Annotated in this window: 19 protein-coding genes; 14 read left to right on the top strand and 5 right to left on the bottom strand. The window is 45.2% G+C overall.

Going from position 1 to position 18,454, the window contains the following annotated elements; genetic code table 11:
* Nucleotides 1-335 precede the first annotated feature (335 nt).
* Both RID09_RS25770 and RID09_RS25765 read right to left on the bottom strand, forming a co-directional pair.
* The gene (locus RID09_RS25770; protein ID WP_446338770.1) at nt 336-824 is read right to left on the bottom strand and encodes a phycocyanin subunit alpha; all 489 of its coding nucleotides are present in this window, start codon (nt 822-824) and stop codon (nt 336-338) included.
* 77 nt (nt 825-901) lie between these two features.
* The gene (locus RID09_RS25765) at nt 902-1,420 is read right to left on the bottom strand and encodes a phycocyanin subunit beta (protein ID WP_446338769.1); all 519 of its coding nucleotides are present in this window, start codon (nt 1,418-1,420) and stop codon (nt 902-904) included.
* Nucleotides 1,421-2,281: 861 nt separating this feature from the next.
* Between RID09_RS25765 and RID09_RS25760 the strand changes: the two genes are divergently transcribed.
* From RID09_RS25760 to RID09_RS25725, 8 genes are all read left to right on the top strand, one after another.
* Nucleotides 2,282-2,521 carry a hypothetical protein gene (locus RID09_RS25760; protein ID WP_446338768.1) on the top strand — a complete coding sequence of 80 codons (240 nt, stop codon included), beginning with the start codon at nt 2,282-2,284 and terminating at the stop codon, nt 2,519-2,521.
* A gap of 74 nt (nt 2,522-2,595) precedes the next feature.
* Nucleotides 2,596-3,114, top strand: coding sequence for a phycocyanin subunit beta (locus RID09_RS25755; protein WP_446338767.1), 519 nt, complete (start codon nt 2,596-2,598; stop codon nt 3,112-3,114).
* A gap of 89 nt (nt 3,115-3,203) precedes the next feature.
* Complete coding sequence (cpcA, locus tag RID09_RS25750) at nt 3,204-3,692, top strand: phycocyanin subunit alpha (protein WP_446338766.1); 489 nt, start codon at nt 3,204-3,206, stop codon at nt 3,690-3,692.
* Between the two features lie 102 nt (nt 3,693-3,794).
* Complete coding sequence (locus RID09_RS25745; RefSeq protein ID WP_446338765.1) at nt 3,795-4,616, top strand: phycobilisome rod-core linker polypeptide; 822 nt, start codon at nt 3,795-3,797, stop codon at nt 4,614-4,616.
* Between the two features lie 288 nt (nt 4,617-4,904).
* Nucleotides 4,905-5,774, top strand: coding sequence for a phycobilisome rod-core linker polypeptide (locus RID09_RS25740; RefSeq protein WP_446338764.1), 870 nt, complete (start codon nt 4,905-4,907; stop codon nt 5,772-5,774).
* Between the two features lie 263 nt (nt 5,775-6,037).
* Entirely contained in the window at nt 6,038-6,277 is a 240-nt protein-coding gene (locus RID09_RS25735) for a phycobilisome linker polypeptide (protein ID WP_446338763.1), read from the top strand.
* Between the two features lie 254 nt (nt 6,278-6,531).
* Nucleotides 6,532-7,359: a HEAT repeat domain-containing protein gene (locus RID09_RS25730; protein ID WP_446338762.1), complete on the top strand. Its 828-nt coding sequence runs from the start codon at nt 6,532-6,534 to the stop codon at nt 7,357-7,359.
* Between the two features lie 245 nt (nt 7,360-7,604).
* Nucleotides 7,605-8,255 (top strand): HEAT repeat domain-containing protein, encoded by a 651-nt coding sequence (locus RID09_RS25725; protein WP_446338761.1) that lies wholly within the window; start codon nt 7,605-7,607, stop codon nt 8,253-8,255.
* A gap of 112 nt (nt 8,256-8,367) precedes the next feature.
* Here RID09_RS25725 and RID09_RS25720 read toward each other — a convergent pair whose 3' ends face one another.
* On the bottom strand, nt 8,368-8,898 hold the full coding sequence (locus RID09_RS25720; protein ID WP_446338760.1) for an alpha/beta hydrolase: 531 nt from the start codon (nt 8,896-8,898) through the stop codon (nt 8,368-8,370).
* Nucleotides 8,899-9,401: 503 nt separating this feature from the next.
* Here RID09_RS25720 and RID09_RS25715 point away from each other — a divergent pair.
* From RID09_RS25715 to RID09_RS25695, 5 genes are all read left to right on the top strand, one after another.
* A complete protein-coding gene (locus RID09_RS25715; protein ID WP_446338759.1) occupies nt 9,402-9,836 on the top strand; it encodes a YidH family protein in 435 nt (144 codons plus the stop codon).
* 261 nt (nt 9,837-10,097) lie between these two features.
* The gene (locus tag RID09_RS25710) at nt 10,098-11,036 is read left to right on the top strand and encodes a DUF4007 family protein (protein ID WP_446338758.1); all 939 of its coding nucleotides are present in this window, start codon (nt 10,098-10,100) and stop codon (nt 11,034-11,036) included.
* The gene (locus tag RID09_RS25705; RefSeq protein ID WP_446338757.1) at nt 11,036-14,548 is read left to right on the top strand and encodes a hypothetical protein; all 3,513 of its coding nucleotides are present in this window, start codon (nt 11,036-11,038) and stop codon (nt 14,546-14,548) included. Before RID09_RS25710 ends, RID09_RS25705 begins: the two co-directional genes overlap by 1 nt.
* Nucleotides 14,549-14,615: 67 nt before the next feature.
* Nucleotides 14,616-15,218: a Uma2 family endonuclease gene (locus RID09_RS25700; protein WP_446338756.1), complete on the top strand. Its 603-nt coding sequence runs from the start codon at nt 14,616-14,618 to the stop codon at nt 15,216-15,218.
* Nucleotides 15,219-15,279: 61 nt separating this feature from the next.
* Entirely contained in the window at nt 15,280-15,882 is a 603-nt protein-coding gene (locus tag RID09_RS25695; protein ID WP_446338771.1) for a Uma2 family endonuclease, read from the top strand.
* A 30-nt stretch (nt 15,883-15,912) separates the two neighbouring features.
* On the opposite strand, the gene RID09_RS25690 is transcribed toward RID09_RS25695, so the two are convergent.
* Both RID09_RS25690 and RID09_RS25685 read right to left on the bottom strand, forming a co-directional pair.
* A complete protein-coding gene (locus RID09_RS25690) occupies nt 15,913-16,260 on the bottom strand; it encodes a hypothetical protein (protein WP_446338755.1) in 348 nt (115 codons plus the stop codon).
* A gap of 128 nt (nt 16,261-16,388) precedes the next feature.
* On the bottom strand, nt 16,389-16,601 hold the full coding sequence (locus RID09_RS25685) for a hypothetical protein (protein ID WP_446338754.1): 213 nt from the start codon (nt 16,599-16,601) through the stop codon (nt 16,389-16,391).
* A 230-nt stretch (nt 16,602-16,831) separates the two neighbouring features.
* Here RID09_RS25685 and RID09_RS25680 point away from each other — a divergent pair, with 230 nt between their 5' ends.
* Entirely contained in the window at nt 16,832-18,238 is a 1,407-nt protein-coding gene (locus RID09_RS25680; RefSeq protein ID WP_446338753.1) for an HNH endonuclease domain-containing protein, read from the top strand.
* Nucleotides 18,239-18,454 lie beyond the last annotated feature (216 nt).

The raw sequence follows: 18,454 nt of genomic DNA, 5'->3' as shown, positions 1-18,454 counted from the left end.
ACCATTGAACGAATTAAGCAATACATCAAATCTCAGGAAACTCCCCAAGAATGATTGGGTGACTCCGTACCTCCGTCACCCCGCTATCCTACCCCACCCTACGAAAGTTGAGGGTGGGGACAGCCGCGCTCACGTTCTATTTAAGTTACTCAATGTTGTTTTATACAAGATTCGGGTCTGAGTGATAGACAACAACTGCTCATTGCCTATCCCCCAGACCCGATACAGGCTAGTACAGGGGAACCCAAGGATATCCGACTATGCAAACCTGCTTAGGGCTTATGTAAAGATGTTCTAAAACATCTTGATGAATTCCCAGGTAGCCGTACTGGTTTCTAGCTCAGAGCATTGATGGCATAGTTGAGGTAAATATTCGCTTCACCTGCAACATCTCCCGATAGACCATGATTGTCACGGACAAATTCTAGTGCCGCCACGTACCAACTGGAAGACAAACCCAGAGCTGCGTTGAATTCTTTAACGCCAGCAATCACATATTCATCCAGTGGACCCGTTCCACCGACTACACAGCAGTAGCTGATCACGCGCAAGTAATTGTTAATATCCCGCACACACTTGGACTTGCCTTCTTGAGTCGAGGCATATTGGGGTCCTTCCATTTGAGTGGTGTAGGGGAATTTCTGATAAACATGATTAGCAGCAGCTTCAGACCATCCCTGACCATTATCAGTAAACGCTTTAGCCGCATCCAGACCAGCCTTCGCCCGACTGAAACGACCAAAAATGGCTTGCATTTCGGTGTTAGTCGGATAAGAACCGCGCACGTCAGCAGCAGCAATCGCCTCAGTAATTGGGGTTTTCATGAGTATTTTTGTTCTCCTAAATGATTGACTCGGTTAAGTTGTCAGATTGATGATCAAAAAGCCGTTTAAACTCGACCTTAAGCAACGGCGGCTGCTGCTGTATCAAAATAGCCCGCTAACTCAGACATCAGAGCGCTGCAATCTCCTTGGGTAATGCCATTGGGGTCGTTGGCAAGTGCGATCGCGGCATCTTTCATCTTTTGAATCCCGGATGCTACGGCATCTCCAGGTGTTCCTAGCGCTTGGTAGGTTTCCCGCAGACCATTGAGACAACGGTCATTCATCACACTGGCATCCCCTGCCACCATGGAGTAGGTGACATAACGGAGAATAAAGCCCATGTCACGGATACAAGCAGCATGGTTGCGGTGATGGTCACAAGGACCACCAGGAGCGAACACTTGGGGACGCTCTGCCACTAATCCTCGGTACGCATTGGCGACTATCGAAGAAGCGTTACTGGTGAGACGGTTCACCGTATCTAAACGCTTATTGCTTTCCGACACCATCGCTGAAAGCGCGTTGATTTGATCGCCACTCAGATAGGCACCACTTTTATCGGCTTGCTCTACGACTTTGGAAAACGCATCAAGCATTTTATTAATTTCTCCTAGCTAAACTTTGTTTGAACGAACGATTGATCGACGTGGCGAGATTCGCCTAAGTCTGGCATTGGGTCAAATCCAGCCCTGAAAGAATTTATCGGATTATCTTGGTCAATTTGCTGGCATCGGCGGCACTATCGACATAACCAGTACGACACTTTAGGCGACTCTGGCAACCAATCGTTTCACCGCTTATACAACAACCATCCGCAAATCCTAGACTTCAGGGAAAGTTTGGTTTTGCCCCAAATAACCCATAGGTTTCTTTATACAATATGCTGAAGATTTTTAAACATTAAAAAATATTAAGTTGTATGTCATTGTACAGGATTTTGCTCAAACCTTCTCAGATAAAGCCCTAAGCATAGTTCAGTTGATTAAAATTTTTACATTTTGCAAAGTATTGAGCTGTCAAATGTTTACTTTTGTTAAGACTACGACGCCGAAAAATTACGCGCAATCTTAGATGTAGCCGTCACTTCAGTTGGGTAATCCCGTCTGGCACACCATCTCAGTCAATGTAATTTTTCTTAACAAAGGGGGAGACCAGAGGATGCGGGAGCATTTTTTGCACGGGGAAGCCAGATTAAGAAAAGTGTTATCTTAAAATTTTAGAGCATTAAATTAATGTTATTTTGTGACAATAAGAGAGAAAAGCATTCAGACAGTAACCCTATTGAGTATATCTACTTAAGTAATTGTTACTAAATTTCTCATAAAGGCGAGAAGACGTGGCTCAAGATAACCGCCCCGATACAGAACTTGACAATGGGGCGTTGGCGCGATCGCGAAATCTGTAGCCCTCTCGTGCTGCTAGTTTGAGCAGGTTTGGCATCATCAGGATTGGTGAGCTTGATCAGCCAACGCTTAAAAACTCAACAATTTGTAACAAATAAAAACTCAACATCATTGTATAAAAGAAACCTGAAGGGTACAGATGACAGGCAAACGTTAACCCAAACACCAGATGACCGCGATTGTGGGGATTCTCATAATAAGCCGGAAATCTTCTCAGGTTTCTTAACGCTCCGTTTACGTTTTCCTTCTGAAAACGTGATCGGTAGCAGCGAGAACAGACCAGAAGAGGTGTAAGGGTTTCACTGTCTCGACCTAACCTGTCTAGATTTCAACCCTAGACTCAACCAAGCAAAGGAGGATTTGAGTTCATGTTTGATGCATTCACCAAGGTGGTAAGCCAAGCTGATGCGCGCGGCGAAATGCTGACCGGCTCTCAGTTAGATGCTTTGAATGCAATGGTGGCAGAAAGCAACAAGCGGATGGATTCCGTTAACCGGATCACCAGCAGCTCTTCTAAAATCGTTGCTGACGCGGCTCGTGCTTTGTTTGCTGAACAGCCTCAGTTAATTGCTCCAGGTGGTAACGCCTACACCAGTCGTCGGATGGCGGCTTGCTTGCGGGATATGGAAATCATCCTGCGCTATGTGACCTACGCAATTTTTGCCGGGGACTCCAGTGTACTGAATGATCGCTGCCTGAATGGTTTGCGTGAAACCTATGTAGCGTTGGGCGTACCGGGATCTTCTGTTGCGGCTGGCGTGCAAAAAATGAAAGAAGCCGCGATCGCACTTGCGAATGACCGTAATAATATCACTCCTGGTGATTGCAGCTCTTTAATGTCCGAAATCGGTAGCTACTTTGACATGGCTGCCAACGCGGTTGCCTAAAACAAGGTAAAAAAAGATTGCCTGTTGAAGTTTAAACTTCATCAAAACGTTTGAAAAAGTAAGCAAAAGATTAAGGAGATATCTCGACGATGAAGACGCCATTGACAGAAGCAGTCGCCGCTGCCGATTCCCAGGGACGTTTCTTAAGCAGCACCGAAATCCAAGTTGCGTTTGGTCGGTTTAAGCAAGCTCAAGCCAGCTTACAAGCAGCTAGAGCCTTAACTGACAAAGCGCAAATGCTGATTGATGGTGCAGCTAACGCGGTGTACCAAAAGTTCCCCTACACCACTCAGATGCAGGGACCGAACTACGCTTCTACTCCTGTAGGGAAAGCCAAGTGTTCTCGTGACATCGGTTACTACCTGCGGATGGTAACCTACTGCTTAGTTGCAGGTGGCACCGGTCCGATGGATGAGTACCTGATTGCTGGGATTGATGAAATCAACAGCACCTTTGAACTGTCTCCTAGCTGGTACATTGAAGCCCTCAAGTACATCAAAGCTAACCATGGCTTGTCTGGCGATCCCGCCGTTGAAGCCAATTCCTATCTTGACTATGCGATCAACGCCTTGAGCTAGTTTGATCGTCTTGCCCGGAAAGGCAAGCAGTTGTTAGCAAAAAGGGTTAGCAATTGTTTGCGTTTCCGGGTATCGTTTTATTCATTTTCAGGGAGGGTTGAGATGACAAGTTTAACGGCAGCAAGGCGATTAGGAATTGCTGCATTTGCCGAGTCTCCAAAAATGGAGCTGCGTCAAAATTGGACAGAAGATGATTTGCAATTGGTGATCCGAGCCGCTTATCTACAAGTCTTTGGAAACGATAACTTGATGGAGTTTGATCGGTTAACCAGTGCTGAATCATTGCTGCGCCATGGCGAAATAACGGTTCGCGATTTTATTAGAACCTTGGGTCAATCGGAACTATACCGGGAAAAGTTTTTCTACTCCACCCCACAAGTGCGATTTATCGAACTGAATTATAAGCACTTTTTGGGACGAGCGCCCTACGACCAGTCAGAGATTGCCTATCATACTGACCTGTATGATCAACAGGGGTATGAGGCGGAGATCAACTCCTACATTGACTCAATGGAGTATCAAGAGAACTTTGGTCAGTCCATTGTTCCATATCCGATTGGATTTGAAACCCAACGTAGTCAGAAAACCGTCGGGTATAGCCGGATCTTCCAACTATTTGGCGGATTAGGCAGTAGCGATCGCACTCAGCCGGCGGGGAATCGTTCTCGTCTGTTGCGGGAAGTCGCACTGAATACCTCGTCTCCGATATACGCTGATCGGCAAGGACAAGCGATCGTGGGTACTCAGGGCGGAACTCGCGAGCAGATTTATATCGTGCGGGTGATTCAAATCCCCAAACCCGGACGCATGACCCGAATCCGCCGCAGTCAGACGGAATATTACGTCCCTTACGAGCAGCTTTCCCAAAAGTTGCAACAAATCAATAAGATGGGCGGTAAGGTGACGAACATCATACCCGCTTAAAGATAGTACAGATAGTACAGACCAAACTGGCGCGTCTGTACAACCATAAACCGCTCGCAACCAAGCGGACTAACAAAATATCATTGCCTGTGGAAGACGGGCATCTGCCTGTGGACGCGGAGTAAGACCAATAGAGGGCAACCTTTGGAGGCGTCGGCGGATGAAGCGGGAAATCCCAAAGACGAATAAGACCGTCCTTGTTTTTAAAAGGTTGGAAGCCAAATAAGAGCGAAGCAAGTTGGGGTACTTCACGATTTCAACATTGGCGTTTAATCAGGAGAAATTTAAGTGGCTATTACAACAGCAGCTTCCCGACTAGGGACAGAAGCGTATAGTAATCCAACTCCGGTAGAATTGCGCCCTGATTGGGTTGAATATGATATTCAAGCGGTCATCCGTGCCGTATACCGTCAACTGTTGGGCAATGACTATGTGATGGCGTCTGAACGCTTAACCAGTGCCGAATCATTGCTGCGGAACGGGTATGTAAACGTGCGCGAGTTTGTGCGTTGCGTTGCCAAATCAGAACTTTATAAAACCAAGTTTTTCTACGGCAGTTTTCAAACTCGTGTAATTGAACTCAATTACAAGCACCTATTGGGTCGCGCACCTTACGATGAGTCTGAGGTAATTTACCACCTGGATCTGTACGAAACTCAAGGGTACGACGCTGATATTGACTCTTACATCGATAGTGCAGAGTATCAAGAAAACTTCGGCGACTATATCGTTCCTTATTATCGCGGTTTTGCAACTCAAAGGGGTCAGAAAACTGTCGGGTTTACCCGTATGTTCCGACTATATCGCGGTTATGCCAATAGCGATCGCGCCCAGTTAGAAGGAACTGACTCGCGTCTGGCGACTGAGTTGGCGCAGAATTTTTCGTCAGCCGTTGTTGGACCATCGGGTGCAAATGAAGGCTGGGCATATCGCCCGTCTGGGAAGGGTGAAACGCCAAGTAAGGCATTAGGGGGTTGTGTCCCTTATGGCACACAAGGCAAAGTGTATCGCATCGAAGTATCGGGCATTATTAATCCCAGATATCCGAAAGTTCGTCGCAGCAGCAAAGCCTTCTTAGTTCCTTATGAGGAACTATCCAACAAACTCCAACAGATTAACCGTCTGGGGGGTAAAGTGGCTAGCATTACACCTGCTTAGAACATTCCTCTGGAAAGAAGCAGATTGAACAGATTGAACCGATCTGAACTGATCAGATGGGACTAGGGACTGGAGAAATTAGGACTAGAAATAAAATAACAGAAAACGTTGTGTTATTTCTAATCTCCTAACTCTTGAGACTCTAGTCCCATTGGTATGTCGAGTTAGCGGAAAAGTGGAGAATTAAGCCGGATAAAAATAGCTGTTTATCGGTCTAAATCAGAAACTTGGATGATTGATAATTAAAAGGAGAATTGATTACTATGCTAGGTCAAGTAGCAACAAGCAGTACGGCTAACACTCCATCGGGGAGTCGTTTCTTTACCTATGAAGTCACGGGTTTGCGTCAAAATGAAACCAACGACAAAAATGAATACCCCTTTCGCAAAAGCGGCAGTGTCTTCATTAAAGTGCCTTACAATCGCATGAATGAAGAAATGCGCCGCATTACCCGCATGGGAGGGACAATTGTCAATATTCATCCCGTGAATTCTGGCAGTTAGTTGGCTGATTAAGTCGAAAGCTGGTAAACGGTAAGGGGTAAGGGGTAAGGGGTAAAAAAATACTTCATATCTGTTACCGATTACCAGCTAAGTAAGAATAGTTTTGACCTTTCACTTCGCTAGTCGGACATGGTGTGTGATCCTTCGCTTTGTTCAAAGGAACCGGGTTTGTAGGGGCGGGTTTGACTACTATCGTTTCTTACTTAACCCAGATATAACTAAACCCGCCCAGACGAGTGCATGACATAAGACAAATGACATTTGTAACTGAACAATCGAGTGGTGGCGAATCTTTAACAATAGAACAAGCACTCGCCAACCTCAAACAACGGGATGATTTAAGTCTTTGCTATTATGCGGCGTGGTGGCTGGGAAAATTTCGGGTTCGGGAAACTGCTGTAATTGAAGCATTGATTGTAGCGCTAGAGGAAGAGGCAGATTGCACCGAGGCGGGCGGATACCCCTTGAAACGAAATGCAGCAAGGGCGCTGGGAAAGTTGGGCGATCGCAAAGCCGTTGCGCCTCTGATAAACTGTCTAGACTGTTCGGATTTCTATGTGCGGGAAGCCGCCGCGCAGTCGTTAGGGATGTTAGGTGATCCCGTTTGTATTCCTCAGTTAATGCGGTTATTAGAGGGTGGGATAGAAGTGGGATCACCTGTACCTGGATCACCGCACTTGGCACAACCTTATAATGCTGTCATAGAGGCGTTAGGCAGTTTAAGGGCAAAAGACGCGATCGCATTAATTGAACCCTTCCTAGAGCATAATCAAGAACGGATACAGTACGCCGCCACACGAGCCATGTATCAGTTAACCGAAAATCCCGCCTATGGTGATCGCTTAGTGCAAGCCCTGAAGGGGGAAAAGTTACAACTACGACGGGCTGTATTAGCCGATTTAGGGGCGATTGGATACTTAAAGGCAGCTGATGCAATCGCCCAAACCCTAGCGGAAAATAGTTTAAAGCTCATTTCTCTCAAAGGGTTATTAGAGCATGAAGTGAAAAACTCTGCCAGTAAATCCGTTGAGCTATCAGAAGCAGCCATCCATCTGATTAACCTGATGGATGATTTGCTATAGCCTTATAACCCCCTAGCCTCGTTCCTAGGCTCTGCCTAGGAATGCTCCTTAGGAGGCTCCGCCTCCCCCTAGTAGCGGCAAAAGCAGGAAGCGATAAAGGGCGAGGATTATGGCTGAAGTTGACACGGATGAAGACTGGCGCCCCTACATAAGTACCTTATACTGATGATGACCTAGGAAACACAATATAACACCTAACGAATGATAGAACTTGATTCTCGCAAGGCGAGAATAACAAATGACAAATGACAAATGACCAAAACCTAATTCAAGCCGTTGAACAAGCCGATTCTGCCCCTCGCTTAATCGCCGCCGTGCGAACCCTAGCCAACGCCAAGATAGAAGCGGGGATTCCCACATTAATTGCCGTCCTCAGTTATAACAACCCCGGTGCCGCCGTCGCCGCCGTCGATGGATTAGTGCAATTAGGAGATGTGGCAGTAGAACCATTACTCAAACTGCTTGACGAATATAACTATGGGGGAAGGGCTTGGGCGATTCGAGCCTTAGCCCAACTTGCTGATCCGAGAGCCTTAGAAACATTACTGAATGCGGCTGAAACTGACTTTGCCCTAAGCGTGCGTCGTGCGGCGGCGAAGGGGTTAGGAACTGTACAATGGTCAAAATTGTCTCCTGAAGAAATTCCCTCAGCCCAAGGGCGAGTGCTGAAAACTCTACAGGTAACATCCTACGATCCCGAATGGGTGGTGCGTTATGCTTCCGTGGTGGGATTGCAAGGATTAGCCACAGCGATAGCCGAAACACAACCAGATTATTGGCAGCAGATAGTTGCTCATTTTGAGCAACTGATGAAAGATGAGTCAGATTTGGCAGTTCGCACCCGCGTACAATTTGCCTTAGCGCAACTGCAACCGGAAATGGCAGAGGCTAGGTAATTTTTGTAGTGCCATAAGCATTAACTCACCTTTATAGGGAGCATGGAGCGTAACGCATTGCTCGCTACCCATTGCCAATTTAAATGAGTGACAGCTTACCCCTAGCTAACAACTATAGCTTTGGCAAGCGCTCCGTTATCCGACTAATTTTCTGAACCACTTCCACAAGGCGATTACCCTCAACATGAACTTCTGGAGTTGGGTAGTGTTGCAACGTCTCGATTAGAGTAATTTTCCCATTCGGTAAAGCCGAACTCATCAAAGCGCCTCGTAAAGACTGGCGATTAGCCCGATTTGTAGGAGTATGAATGACTTGGCTGGTTTGATCCAACAGTAATTCCCCAGGGAGGCTATTGAGTACCCGATGAAGCAGGATTGGATCTACAGCCATCTCTTTTGTCAAAACTTGCCGCAACTCTGCTGGTTCTTTTCCCGCCATTTTTAGATAAGCTTGCAGTGAAGTCGAGAGTTCCCCTGTTTCCGCAAAGGTTGTTAACTCCTCTACCGATACTGTCTCTCGTAAAAATCGGTATTTTAGCACTACCGATTCTGCGGCGTCTGCACGAACACCCCACTGAAACACACCCATAAGTGTGACTAAACTTAAAATTAAACGCTTTGAAAGTGGTAGATAGTAAGACATTTCTTAAATACCTTTTCCTTTTACTTGAGCTAAGGGTAAAGAAGTAATCTTACTTCTTCTATTCACCCTATGGGGATATTTTTAGTTCATGCATCTCTCTAAAGATATAAAGTACTTTTTCTAACTAAAAACCTTTTCCCATTTATCGTCTTGACAAATAACATTCTATCATATCTACAGTTATCAGATAGGTGTATGCTTGTCTCTAAAAATGTTATTTAAGAACTATTTCCGGTCGATATTTCTTAGGTTTCGGGTAAAAATCTAACTTTTGATAGTTGTGCTGATGGCTACAGATCTTTAAGATTAATCATTAAATATATTATTCTCTATAATCTTAAGCTTAAGAGGGAAACAGATATAATCCACTTCCTCTAACTAATAATAATTTTTCATACAGGTCTGATTGGTTATAGAACTAAACAAGATCATTCATTAGAATTAGAACTGACAAGGTAGAAGAGATTATTCGTCAAAAGTAAGAATTTAATCTTAATGATTTTATGGTGAGAAAGCCGCAAGTCGATCGTCAGCGGGAGCATCAAGCCAACGAGCGTACATTTCTGGCTTGGCTGCGAACTTCGATTTCTTTAATCGGGTTTGGTTTTGCTATTGCTCGATTTGGCATCTTTTTACGTCAAATTCAAGTAGCAGTGACTCAAGCAGAAGCAGAAATACATCCTCTGTTCAACTCTGAGAACCTGGGAGTAATGCTAGTCGTTTTTGGAATTGTGACAATCGCCTTAGCCGCTTGGCGTTATAATAGAGTCTTTTGGCAAATTGAGCGAGGAGATTATCGACCAAATCGACTGATAATTTGGATAACAACTGGGATAGTCATGGTTCTGGGATCTCTAAGTCTTCCGTTTGTGTTTTGGCGCAATCAGATACCCACTCCTCCAGCGTCGCCCCCAAACAAGCAACAGTCTCATTACTGAAAAATCACCAAAATTGACAGTGGAAACCCTAATGCGTTGTTAGGTGGTTAGAGGGGAATCGAACGGTGCGATCGCGTCTTCGTGTTACCTTGGCTGTAGGTCAGACTCTATTGCCATCAAAGTGGTTTAAGGTTGGTGCAAGGGATGTGGTCACGAGATCCTAAAAATGCACATGAAAACCATAATGTCAAGGATGGGGAGTGAGTTTACAATAAGAAATCCCGAAACCCCTGGCTCTATCAGCACATAAAATAGCACTTCATGGTGGAACAAACTACGCTCCCTTTACCAGAAATCGATAATCAAGTTCCTGCGGTTAATCCTGTCTTTGCCCGCCACGAGACGTTTCATCCTCGGTTTGGCTGGCTGAAGAAGGGTTTTGACAAGGCGACTGAAGATCCAGAAATTTTTTTGCGCGAGGATGCACCTGTACGTTTGGGTGTGGGTAAGAATATGGTGCGCTCGATTCGTTATTGGTGTTCGGCTTTTAAAGTGCTGGACAATGATAGTCCTTCAGAATTTGGCAAACAACTGTTGGCGGATAACGCTTGGGATGAGTTTTTAGAAGATCCCGCCTCGCTGTGGCTACTCCATTGGCATCTCCTCAAACCCACCTGCGAGGCGACGGCTTGGTATTTTGCGTTTCATGTCTTTCGCCCAGTTGAATTTTCAGCCGACGATTTATTTGAGGCGCTTTGTGACTATAGAGATAGTCTGGGTAGTCGTATTGTCGATGCTTCACTGAAAAAAGACATCACCTGCATCTTGCGGATGTATGTAGAACCCGATACCAAGACAGGCGTGAGTGAGGATTCCATTGACTGTCCTTTTGCCGAACTTGGCATTATCCAAACCCTAGGGAACTCCAAGCACTACAGGTTTCAAATGGGTGCCAAAGCCCATCTACCCGCCGAGGTTGTCGTTGCTGCTTGTTTGGAATTTGCCGCGTTTAAAGGGAATCAGAAAACCATATCGATTGCCAGTCTTACCTTTGATCCAGGTAGCCCTGGTTTAGCGTTTAAGCTGAATGAAAGTGCCCTCTGTGACGCCATCGAACAGGTTGAGCGGTGGTCAAAGGATCTCACCCTCTCTGACTCGGCGGGATTGATTCAGTTTTCCTTTAAAAAAGATGCAAAGGCGCTGGCACACGATATCCTAGACAGGTACTACAGTACTAGAAGACGCGGTGGGGCAAAGTAATGAAACGACCACTCTCTGACTATTTCAGCCTCAATCGGCGCTATTCTCGCTCGATTAATTTAGAGCGAGATTTGCAGCAACTCGATGCCCTAGAGGGTTATGTTCCCACCACTCGCTCCGTTGATGCCCTCAGACGAATTTTAGCGGGTTGGCAAGACTCCCAATCCCAGCGGGCTTGGACGCTAACCAGTGTCTATGGTACGGGGAAGTCGGCGTTTGCTCACTTTTTATCGGCTCTATGTGCCAAAAACAACGAGAGGATTAAGCAGCAGGCGCTGGAGATTGCGCGAAATGCTTTGGGCGCTGATAGTGTAGAGTATTGTCGTCTCAAGGAAACGCTACCTAAGCAAGGTTTCGTCAGAGCCGTGGCTACGGCACAGCGAGAACCAATTGGTAACACGGTGATACGGGCTTTAGCCAGAGGGATTCGGCTGTTTTGGTCATCAGCAGAGATCTCAAAAATAGCCATCGCGGGTCAACTTTTAGAGTGGGAAGCAGCAATTGCTGATGGAGAAACCGTTGACAGCCGAGGGCTTCCTCAGATGGTGCAGGAACTCGCTCAGGCGGCTCAAACGGGTGTCTTTTTAATTATTGATGAGTTAGGCAAAAATCTGGAATTTGCTGCCTATAACGAAGGGGCTGAAGATTTATATTTGTTGCAGCAGTTAACTGAACTGCCCAGAGTTGGGCATTATCCTGTGTATATACTGGGGATACTGCACCAAGCGTTTGCTGAGTATGGTCAGAGATTAGCTAGTGTCCAACGGAACGAATGGGCAAAAATTCAAGGGCGGTTTGAAGATATCCCCTTTACAGAATCGGCTGGACAAATGGTGCGGTTGATTGGTCAAGTTATTGATCAATCCCAGGCAGAAAGTTTTCATGATGCCATCAATAACCAAGCAGAGGAATGGTTGGATGAGCGCTGGAAAGACATCGCCATGGCGGAAGAACTGACACCGCAAGTTCTGGGAGCGGTGTATCCGTTACATCCCCTCTCGGCGTTGGTGTTGCCCATGCTATGTGCTAAGTATGGGCAAAATGACCGTTCACTCTTTACGTTTCTCACCAGTTCTGAACCCTATTCATTTAAGAAGTTTTTGGATGAAACAAGGGTGAATGGTGAACCATTGCCAACCCTGAAATTGGATCGGGTTTATGATTACTTCGTAGAAGCCACCGGGTTGGGTTTAGGTTCTCGATTGGGTTTGCAGCGGTGGGTAGAGATTCAGAATTTAATTGCCGATGCTAAACATCTGGATACGGATTCTCTTAGGGTTTTAAAGACCATTGGCTTGCTTAACTTAGTGACAACAACGGGTGCGGTGAAAGCCACTCACGAACTGGTGACGCTGGCAATGTGCGATTCACCATATAAGGAACAAGAGCCGCAGTATTGGGACGATATTATTGATCGTTTATTAAGACGAAATGTGATTACCCATCGTCGGTTGTTGGATGAACTGCGGCTTTGGGAAGGCTCTGATTTTAATGTTGAGGGCGAAGTGGCGGCGCTGATTGAGCAAGATCGATCGCCTCTGTCTAGTCTTTTGTCACAAACCTATCCCCTAAAGCCGTTAGTAGCGCAACGGCATAGTTATAAAACAGGTACGTTGCGGTATTTTGAGCGACACTATGTTAATGGGACACAGGATTTAGCGCAACTGCGTTGTCACAGTAAAGATAGCGATGGATTAATTGCTTGTTGGCTGGATGAGGAATTACCCAGTCAACCCCCGGCTTTGACAGCCGATGAGAAGCCGTTAATTGTTTTGTGTGCGAGAAAACTGGGTATTCTGCGAATTAGGGCGCTAGAATTTGCTGCACTTGAGAAAATCCAGAGTAGTGCGGCTCAACTTCAGACGGATGCGGTGGCGAGACGGGAAGTCCAGTATCGGTTATTTGAGACGAAACGATTGCTTGATGAAAGTTTGAGTCAAGCGTTTGATGTAGCGGTGAATCAGAATGTTTGTTGGATTCAGGGGAAACGAGAAACTATCCGCCATGCAACAGACTTTAATGCCAAGTTATCAGATGTTTGTGAAAGGGTTTATCCAGAAACACCGATTCTTTGGAATGAGTTGATTAATCGCCGTGAACTGACGTCTCAAGGCGCTAAGGCGAGACGGGAACTAATTGAGGCGATGTTGGAAAATGCCGAGGTAGAAAAATTAGGATTAACGGGGTATGGTCCAGAAGTCGCCATGTATTATTCCTTGCTCGGTGAGACAGGAATTCATCGACAGGAGGAGGACGGTTGGGGTTTCTATCCACCGGAAAAAAATTCAGATGTATGGACGGTTTGGCAGGCAATTGAGGGGTTTCAAACAGCGGCGAATGATCAACAAAAGCCGTTAGACCAACTCTACCAAAAACTAGAAGCACCACCATTCGGCGTCAAGCAAGGGTCGATTCCGGTACTGCTAGCGGCAGTTTTGCTGTACCACACTGATGATGTTGGGGTTTATAAAGATGGGACATTTATCCCGATTTTGGGTTCAGAGCATTTTGAGCTATTGGTGAAAGATCCCTCACGCTTTGCGGTTAAGTATTTTGAAGTGGTGGGGTTGCGATCGCGTGTCTTTAAGGAACTCGAAGCGGTTTTGAAATCGCCTCAGTCTCGAATGCCTGCAGGAGTCAGGAATGTAACTCTTTTGGCGGTGGCGAAGCCTCTATTTCAGTTTGTGAAAAAGCTACCTGCGTACACGCTGAAAACCAAGCGCCTCTCTTCAGAAGCACAAGCTGTTTTACAAACCTTAAAGCAAGCCCAGGAACCCGATGTATTACTGTTTAAATCTTTACCTGAAGCTTGTGGGTTGCCAGCCATTGATACCAATCAGGTTGACGATGGGAAGACAGCGAAAACCTTACGGAAAAAGTTAGTGCAAGCGCTGCACGAGATTCAGACGGCTTATGACTGCTTGCTGAGTGACTGTAAATCACGATTGCACGATGCGTTTGGGATTAGCAGCAATGAAGCTAAATTGCGGGAAGATTTAAGAGTTCGAGCCAGTCGTCTAGCCGGACAATGTGTTGAGCGGATGCTCAAACATTTTACCCTAGCGGCAGTTGATGAAACCAAAACGGATGCAGAATGGTTAGAAGCTCTAGTGATGATTGTGGCAGATAAGCCTGCTGAGTCTTGGGCTGATGAAGATATAACTCAGTTTGAGATTAACCTCTGTGATGTAGCTAGGCGGTTCAAGAATTTGGAGGCGTTGCGGGCAGAGGTTGATGCCAAAGGTGGGGGATTTGAGGCACGTAGAATCACAGTAACTCGTCCGGATGGGCAAGAAATTAATCAAATTGTAGGAATTGACCGCGAGTCGCAGGATAGAGTTGAGGAACTGGTGGAAAACGTGCTGAAAATGCTGCCCGATAACAGGCAACTGCGACAAGCTGTTATTGCCAGACTGAATGAGAGAGTGTTTGATTTAGCGTCTGAAACATTGCCTCAAATTGGGGAAAAGCGTCAAGATAGAGGGGACGAACAAAAAACAGGCTATGCCTAGCTTATCATTTATCATCCGATCATAATTGTCAACAAACAGAAGGGAACAGCAGCCAAGGATTGGTGCTATGACTACAGTAACAACTCCAGTAGAAAATTCTCCGTTGGTGTTGCACCTACATCCAGTGATTAATCTGACCGATGAGCAGTTTTTTGAGTTCTGTCAAATTAATCGCGACTTACGAATTGAACGCACGGCAACAGGAGAATTACTAATTATGCCCCCCACCGGATCAGACACGGGAAATCGAAATGCTAAGTTGATTGTGCAGTTGGGAGTTTGGGCAGAGTGTGACGGAACGGGAATTTATTTTGATTCTAGTACAGGCTTCACGCTTCCTAATTGTGCAAAGGTTTCCCCTGATGCGGCTTGGGTAAAACTAGAACGGTGGAACGCCCTGACTCCTGAACAACAGAAAACGTTTGCGCCCATCTGTCCTGACTTTGTAGTGGAACTGCGATCGGTTTCTGATAATTTGACACCGCTCAAAACTAAGATACAGGAGTACATTGATAATGGTGCGCTGTTAGGTTGGTTGATTGACCGCAAAAAACGACAGGTTTATATTTATCGTCCAGGAGTAGCGGTGGAATGTTTGGATAATCCGGCTACGATTAGCGGTGAGTTAGTATTACCTGGATTTGTGCTGGATTTAAGCAAAATATGGTGAGGGCAGTTTAGGGAAAGTGCCGTACTATTAGCAACAGCCACCAAGGATTTGTGCCATGACAATGATTGAAGCAACGACTCAAGTAGAAAATTCTCCGTTGGTGTTGCATTTACACCCGATAATTAATCTGACAGATGAGCAGTTTTTTGAGTTCTGTCAAATTAATCGCGATTTGCGAATTGAACGCACGGCAACAGGAGAATTACTAATTATGCCTCCCACCGGATCAGACACGGGAAACCGAAATGCTAAGTTGAATCAGCAATTAGCAAATTGGACAGATGCTGATGGTACGGGAATTGAATTTGACTCATCATCAGGCTTTACGTTTCCTAATGGTGCAAAGGTTTCCCCTGATGCGGCTTGGGTGAAACTAGAACGGTGGAACGCTCTGACTCCTGAACAACAGAAAACGTTTGCACCCATCTGTCCTGACTTTGTGGTGGAACTGCGATCGGTTTCTGATAATTTGACACCGCTTAAAACTAAGATGCAGGAGTATATTGACAATGGGGCGCTGTTAGGTTGGCTAATTGACCGCAAAAAGCGACAGGTTTATATCTATCGTCCAGGAGTCGCGGTGGAATGTCTAGATAATCCGGCTACGATTAGCGGTGAGTCAGTATTGCCCGGATTTGTGCTGGATTTAAGCAAAATCTGGTGAATTTTCAGGACGCGATCGCGAACAGATTGCTCAAGTTCTCAATTTAAGAACTGACAATCTTTGTTGAAAGATAGCATTGAGTCGGGAAAACGCTGCTTCTGTATATCGATAGGCTTCCTGAAGAATGCTTTGCCAAAGGGAATTAAGAGCTTGCAAATTTGGGCAAAAGCGTATCAAAGTACTACAAGCAGCAATCCATTGTTCGAGTTGGCGGTAACTAATAAAATAGCCACCGAGTCCCTGGATATGCACCCAGAGGACGTTATACCATTTTTCCCAATTCAGGATGCGCTCTGGCTTGATTTTCAAGTATTTGGCAATTTGGCGGAGAGTAATGACAAAACTTTTGGGGTTGATGCGATGATGTAGCGGTTGCATGGTTATTACAGATTTTGTAGATTTGCTGTGTAAGAATCCTTAACCAAAATTCCTTGCTTCCCCCCATTTGGGGGGGACTTAAACGAGTTTCTCAGGAGTTTAACTCACCTGAGAAAGCCAGAATCACCTTAGACATCAGACTTGTTAACCAGAATTTTCTCAACCACAGGATCGAAGATTAGCTCGAATACTGCTGCTGGAATGAAACGCCGCAACAGCCTGAGAGAGTCATCCGCGTCTTGACGATTGTAGTAACGGGCGACAACGCAACGCTGACACTTGGGCAAAATCCGAACAACCGCCCAAGGGCAATCCTGTAGATGGCTTGAACGTTCTATCATGGTTGAAGGTCTCCTTTCAATACGGAATGGAACCCAAAAGGCAGCGACGATCTGTAGGAGGTGAAGCGCTGCCTTTTGTCTTGCAAGCCCTGCATTCAGAGGAATAGGGCTTTATGCCAGGGGCGAAACCCTGAGCAATAAAGTTATCATAAATGCTAACTAAATATCTGTAAAGTGTTATTATTTAATTTAACAATCTTAGCTTACGCTTTTTTGACGTAATCAAACCTATGGGACAGGCAGGCAAAGCACTTCGACACGTATTAGAAACATACAGCATCAGTCAAAGCAGTCTGGCAAGTGCTTTGGGAGTTGACCGCCCGGTGGTATTTCGCTGGTTCCATGAACAAACCGATCCGACGGCTGAAACTGTCGCTAGTATCGTCAGAGTGCTTCGAGAACTCAATCCAAGCGCCGCCAAGGAATTTATCCAGTTTTATCTAGTTGACCCAACTCAGGCTGGAGAAATAGATCTGATGGCGACTCCCATCCAGGAATTGCCCAAATCTGACACAGTGGATGTGTCGGCATTCTCTAGGCTATTAAAAAAAACAACAAACTCCTACAAATATCTTTTTTTTATTTCACTTTTGGATATTGCACAAAGGCGACAGTTTGATGTTTTATCACCAATTAGTTTCCCAGAGATTAGCATTGAAATTCTGGCGAATGCTTGGTATCCACACACTTATTTCAAGCTGTCCTTTGGTCTACAAGATAAAATATCTGATAAATTAGACTCTCTTTGTATTGATATTTCGGATACAAAAATAATTTTTAACGATACAGATAAAAAACACTTGCGGAGAAGAATTAGCGATCAACCCATAGAAGATATTGTTTCAACTCTCAAACGATATGTACCATTTCTCTTGATCCGACCGTTTTTTGAACAAGAAGTAAAAGCAAGCAAGGCGGGTAGAAAGAAGCGAACGAATCCGGGTGATGACGAACAAGAAATTGTCAACCTAGCCGCCGCACTATTTGATAGTAAAAAACCGTTGTACCGCTTTGATGCGAGTCTCTATAAGGATTGCAGTTCGATCACGTTACATCCCGAATGGGTATCATACCTAGAAAATAACTATTCAATCGTTCGTGCTTGGGCATCTTGGGAATGGCTCAAATATATGCAGCAACGTAATCCTAATGTTCCTGCTATTGCGAACAAGCTATTCCCACCTCAAGAAAGAGGTTCTCTGAATAATCAAAAAGCTTACTGGAAGTCGATTTTAAAGCAAACTAATCTACAGTGTATTTACTCGAAGCGAACTCTACCTTCTTCGGGTTTTTCCCTGGATCATTATTTGCCTTGGTCGTTTGTTGCTCACCATCAGCCTTGGAACTTAATCCCAACTTTTCCAGAAGTTAATTCATCAAAGTCTAATTATCTACCTGATGAGGAATACTTTGATGAATTTGTGAATCTACAGCATTTAGGGCTTTCTATAGCCAATGAAAGCATGGGACAAACCCAATGGAGTAATTATATTGAACCTTACCTCGCGGATTTAAAAATTGATAAAAAAAATAATCTTCTTGATTTACATATTCTTAAAGCTGCTTATGAATCTACTCTTAGTCCTTTAATCTCTATAGCTATAAGGCAAGGATTTGCTAGATGGTATTACAGATAATCATGTCTAAGCAATTTTAGCAATTGTTCACTCAAGGTGATAATAGGACACGGCAATGCCGTGTCCCTACCACAGCTTAGTGGGACTTGAACGAAAAAAAGAACTAAAACAGGTTATAATGTATTTGTAGCAAGTCTTTCACGTTTTCTGGACTTGACATGAAAGAGACTCATCCAGCAGCGATGCCTAATTGCTTTGATAAATGGTGTCAAAGAT

The sequence above is a fragment of the Coleofasciculus sp. G1-WW12-02 genome (assembly GCF_040219735.1).
GTDB lineage: Bacteria > Cyanobacteriota > Cyanobacteriia > Cyanobacteriales > Coleofasciculaceae > Coleofasciculus.
Note: the sequence above shows the minus strand (reverse complement) of the source record. Positions and strands in the feature narration are given on the sequence as shown.

Excerpts from the sequence above, each read along its gene's own strand:
- RID09_RS25685 (WP_446338754.1), bottom strand. The coding sequence starts at position 16,601 with ATGATAGAACGTTCAAGCCATCTACAGGATTGCCCTTGGGCGGTTGTT.
- RID09_RS25725 (WP_446338761.1), top strand. The coding sequence starts at position 7,605 with ATGACAAATGACCAAAACCTAATTCAAGCCGTTGAACAAGCCGATTCT.
- RID09_RS25695 (WP_446338771.1), top strand. The coding sequence starts at position 15,280 with ATGATTGAAGCAACGACTCAAGTAGAAAATTCTCCGTTGGTGTTGCAT.
- RID09_RS25755 (WP_446338767.1), top strand. The coding sequence starts at position 2,596 with ATGTTTGATGCATTCACCAAGGTGGTAAGCCAAGCTGATGCGCGCGGC.
- RID09_RS25710 (WP_446338758.1), top strand. The coding sequence starts at position 10,098 with ATGGTGGAACAAACTACGCTCCCTTTACCAGAAATCGATAATCAAGTT.
- RID09_RS25705 (WP_446338757.1), top strand. The coding sequence starts at position 11,036 with ATGAAACGACCACTCTCTGACTATTTCAGCCTCAATCGGCGCTATTCT.
- RID09_RS25745 (WP_446338765.1), top strand. The coding sequence starts at position 3,795 with ATGACAAGTTTAACGGCAGCAAGGCGATTAGGAATTGCTGCATTTGCC.
- cpcA (WP_446338766.1), top strand. The coding sequence starts at position 3,204 with ATGAAGACGCCATTGACAGAAGCAGTCGCCGCTGCCGATTCCCAGGGA.
- RID09_RS25680 (WP_446338753.1), top strand. The coding sequence starts at position 16,832 with ATGGGACAGGCAGGCAAAGCACTTCGACACGTATTAGAAACATACAGC.
- RID09_RS25770 (WP_446338770.1), bottom strand. The coding sequence starts at position 824 with ATGAAAACCCCAATTACTGAGGCGATTGCTGCTGCTGACGTGCGCGGT.
- RID09_RS25700 (WP_446338756.1), top strand. The coding sequence starts at position 14,616 with ATGACTACAGTAACAACTCCAGTAGAAAATTCTCCGTTGGTGTTGCAC.
- RID09_RS25720 (WP_446338760.1), bottom strand. The coding sequence starts at position 8,898 with ATGTCTTACTATCTACCACTTTCAAAGCGTTTAATTTTAAGTTTAGTC.
- RID09_RS25765 (WP_446338769.1), bottom strand. The coding sequence starts at position 1,420 with ATGCTTGATGCGTTTTCCAAAGTCGTAGAGCAAGCCGATAAAAGTGGT.
- RID09_RS25730 (WP_446338762.1), top strand. The coding sequence starts at position 6,532 with ATGACATTTGTAACTGAACAATCGAGTGGTGGCGAATCTTTAACAATA.
- RID09_RS25715 (WP_446338759.1), top strand. The coding sequence starts at position 9,402 with ATGGTGAGAAAGCCGCAAGTCGATCGTCAGCGGGAGCATCAAGCCAAC.
- RID09_RS25735 (WP_446338763.1), top strand. The coding sequence starts at position 6,038 with ATGCTAGGTCAAGTAGCAACAAGCAGTACGGCTAACACTCCATCGGGG.
- RID09_RS25690 (WP_446338755.1), bottom strand. The coding sequence starts at position 16,260 with ATGCAACCGCTACATCATCGCATCAACCCCAAAAGTTTTGTCATTACT.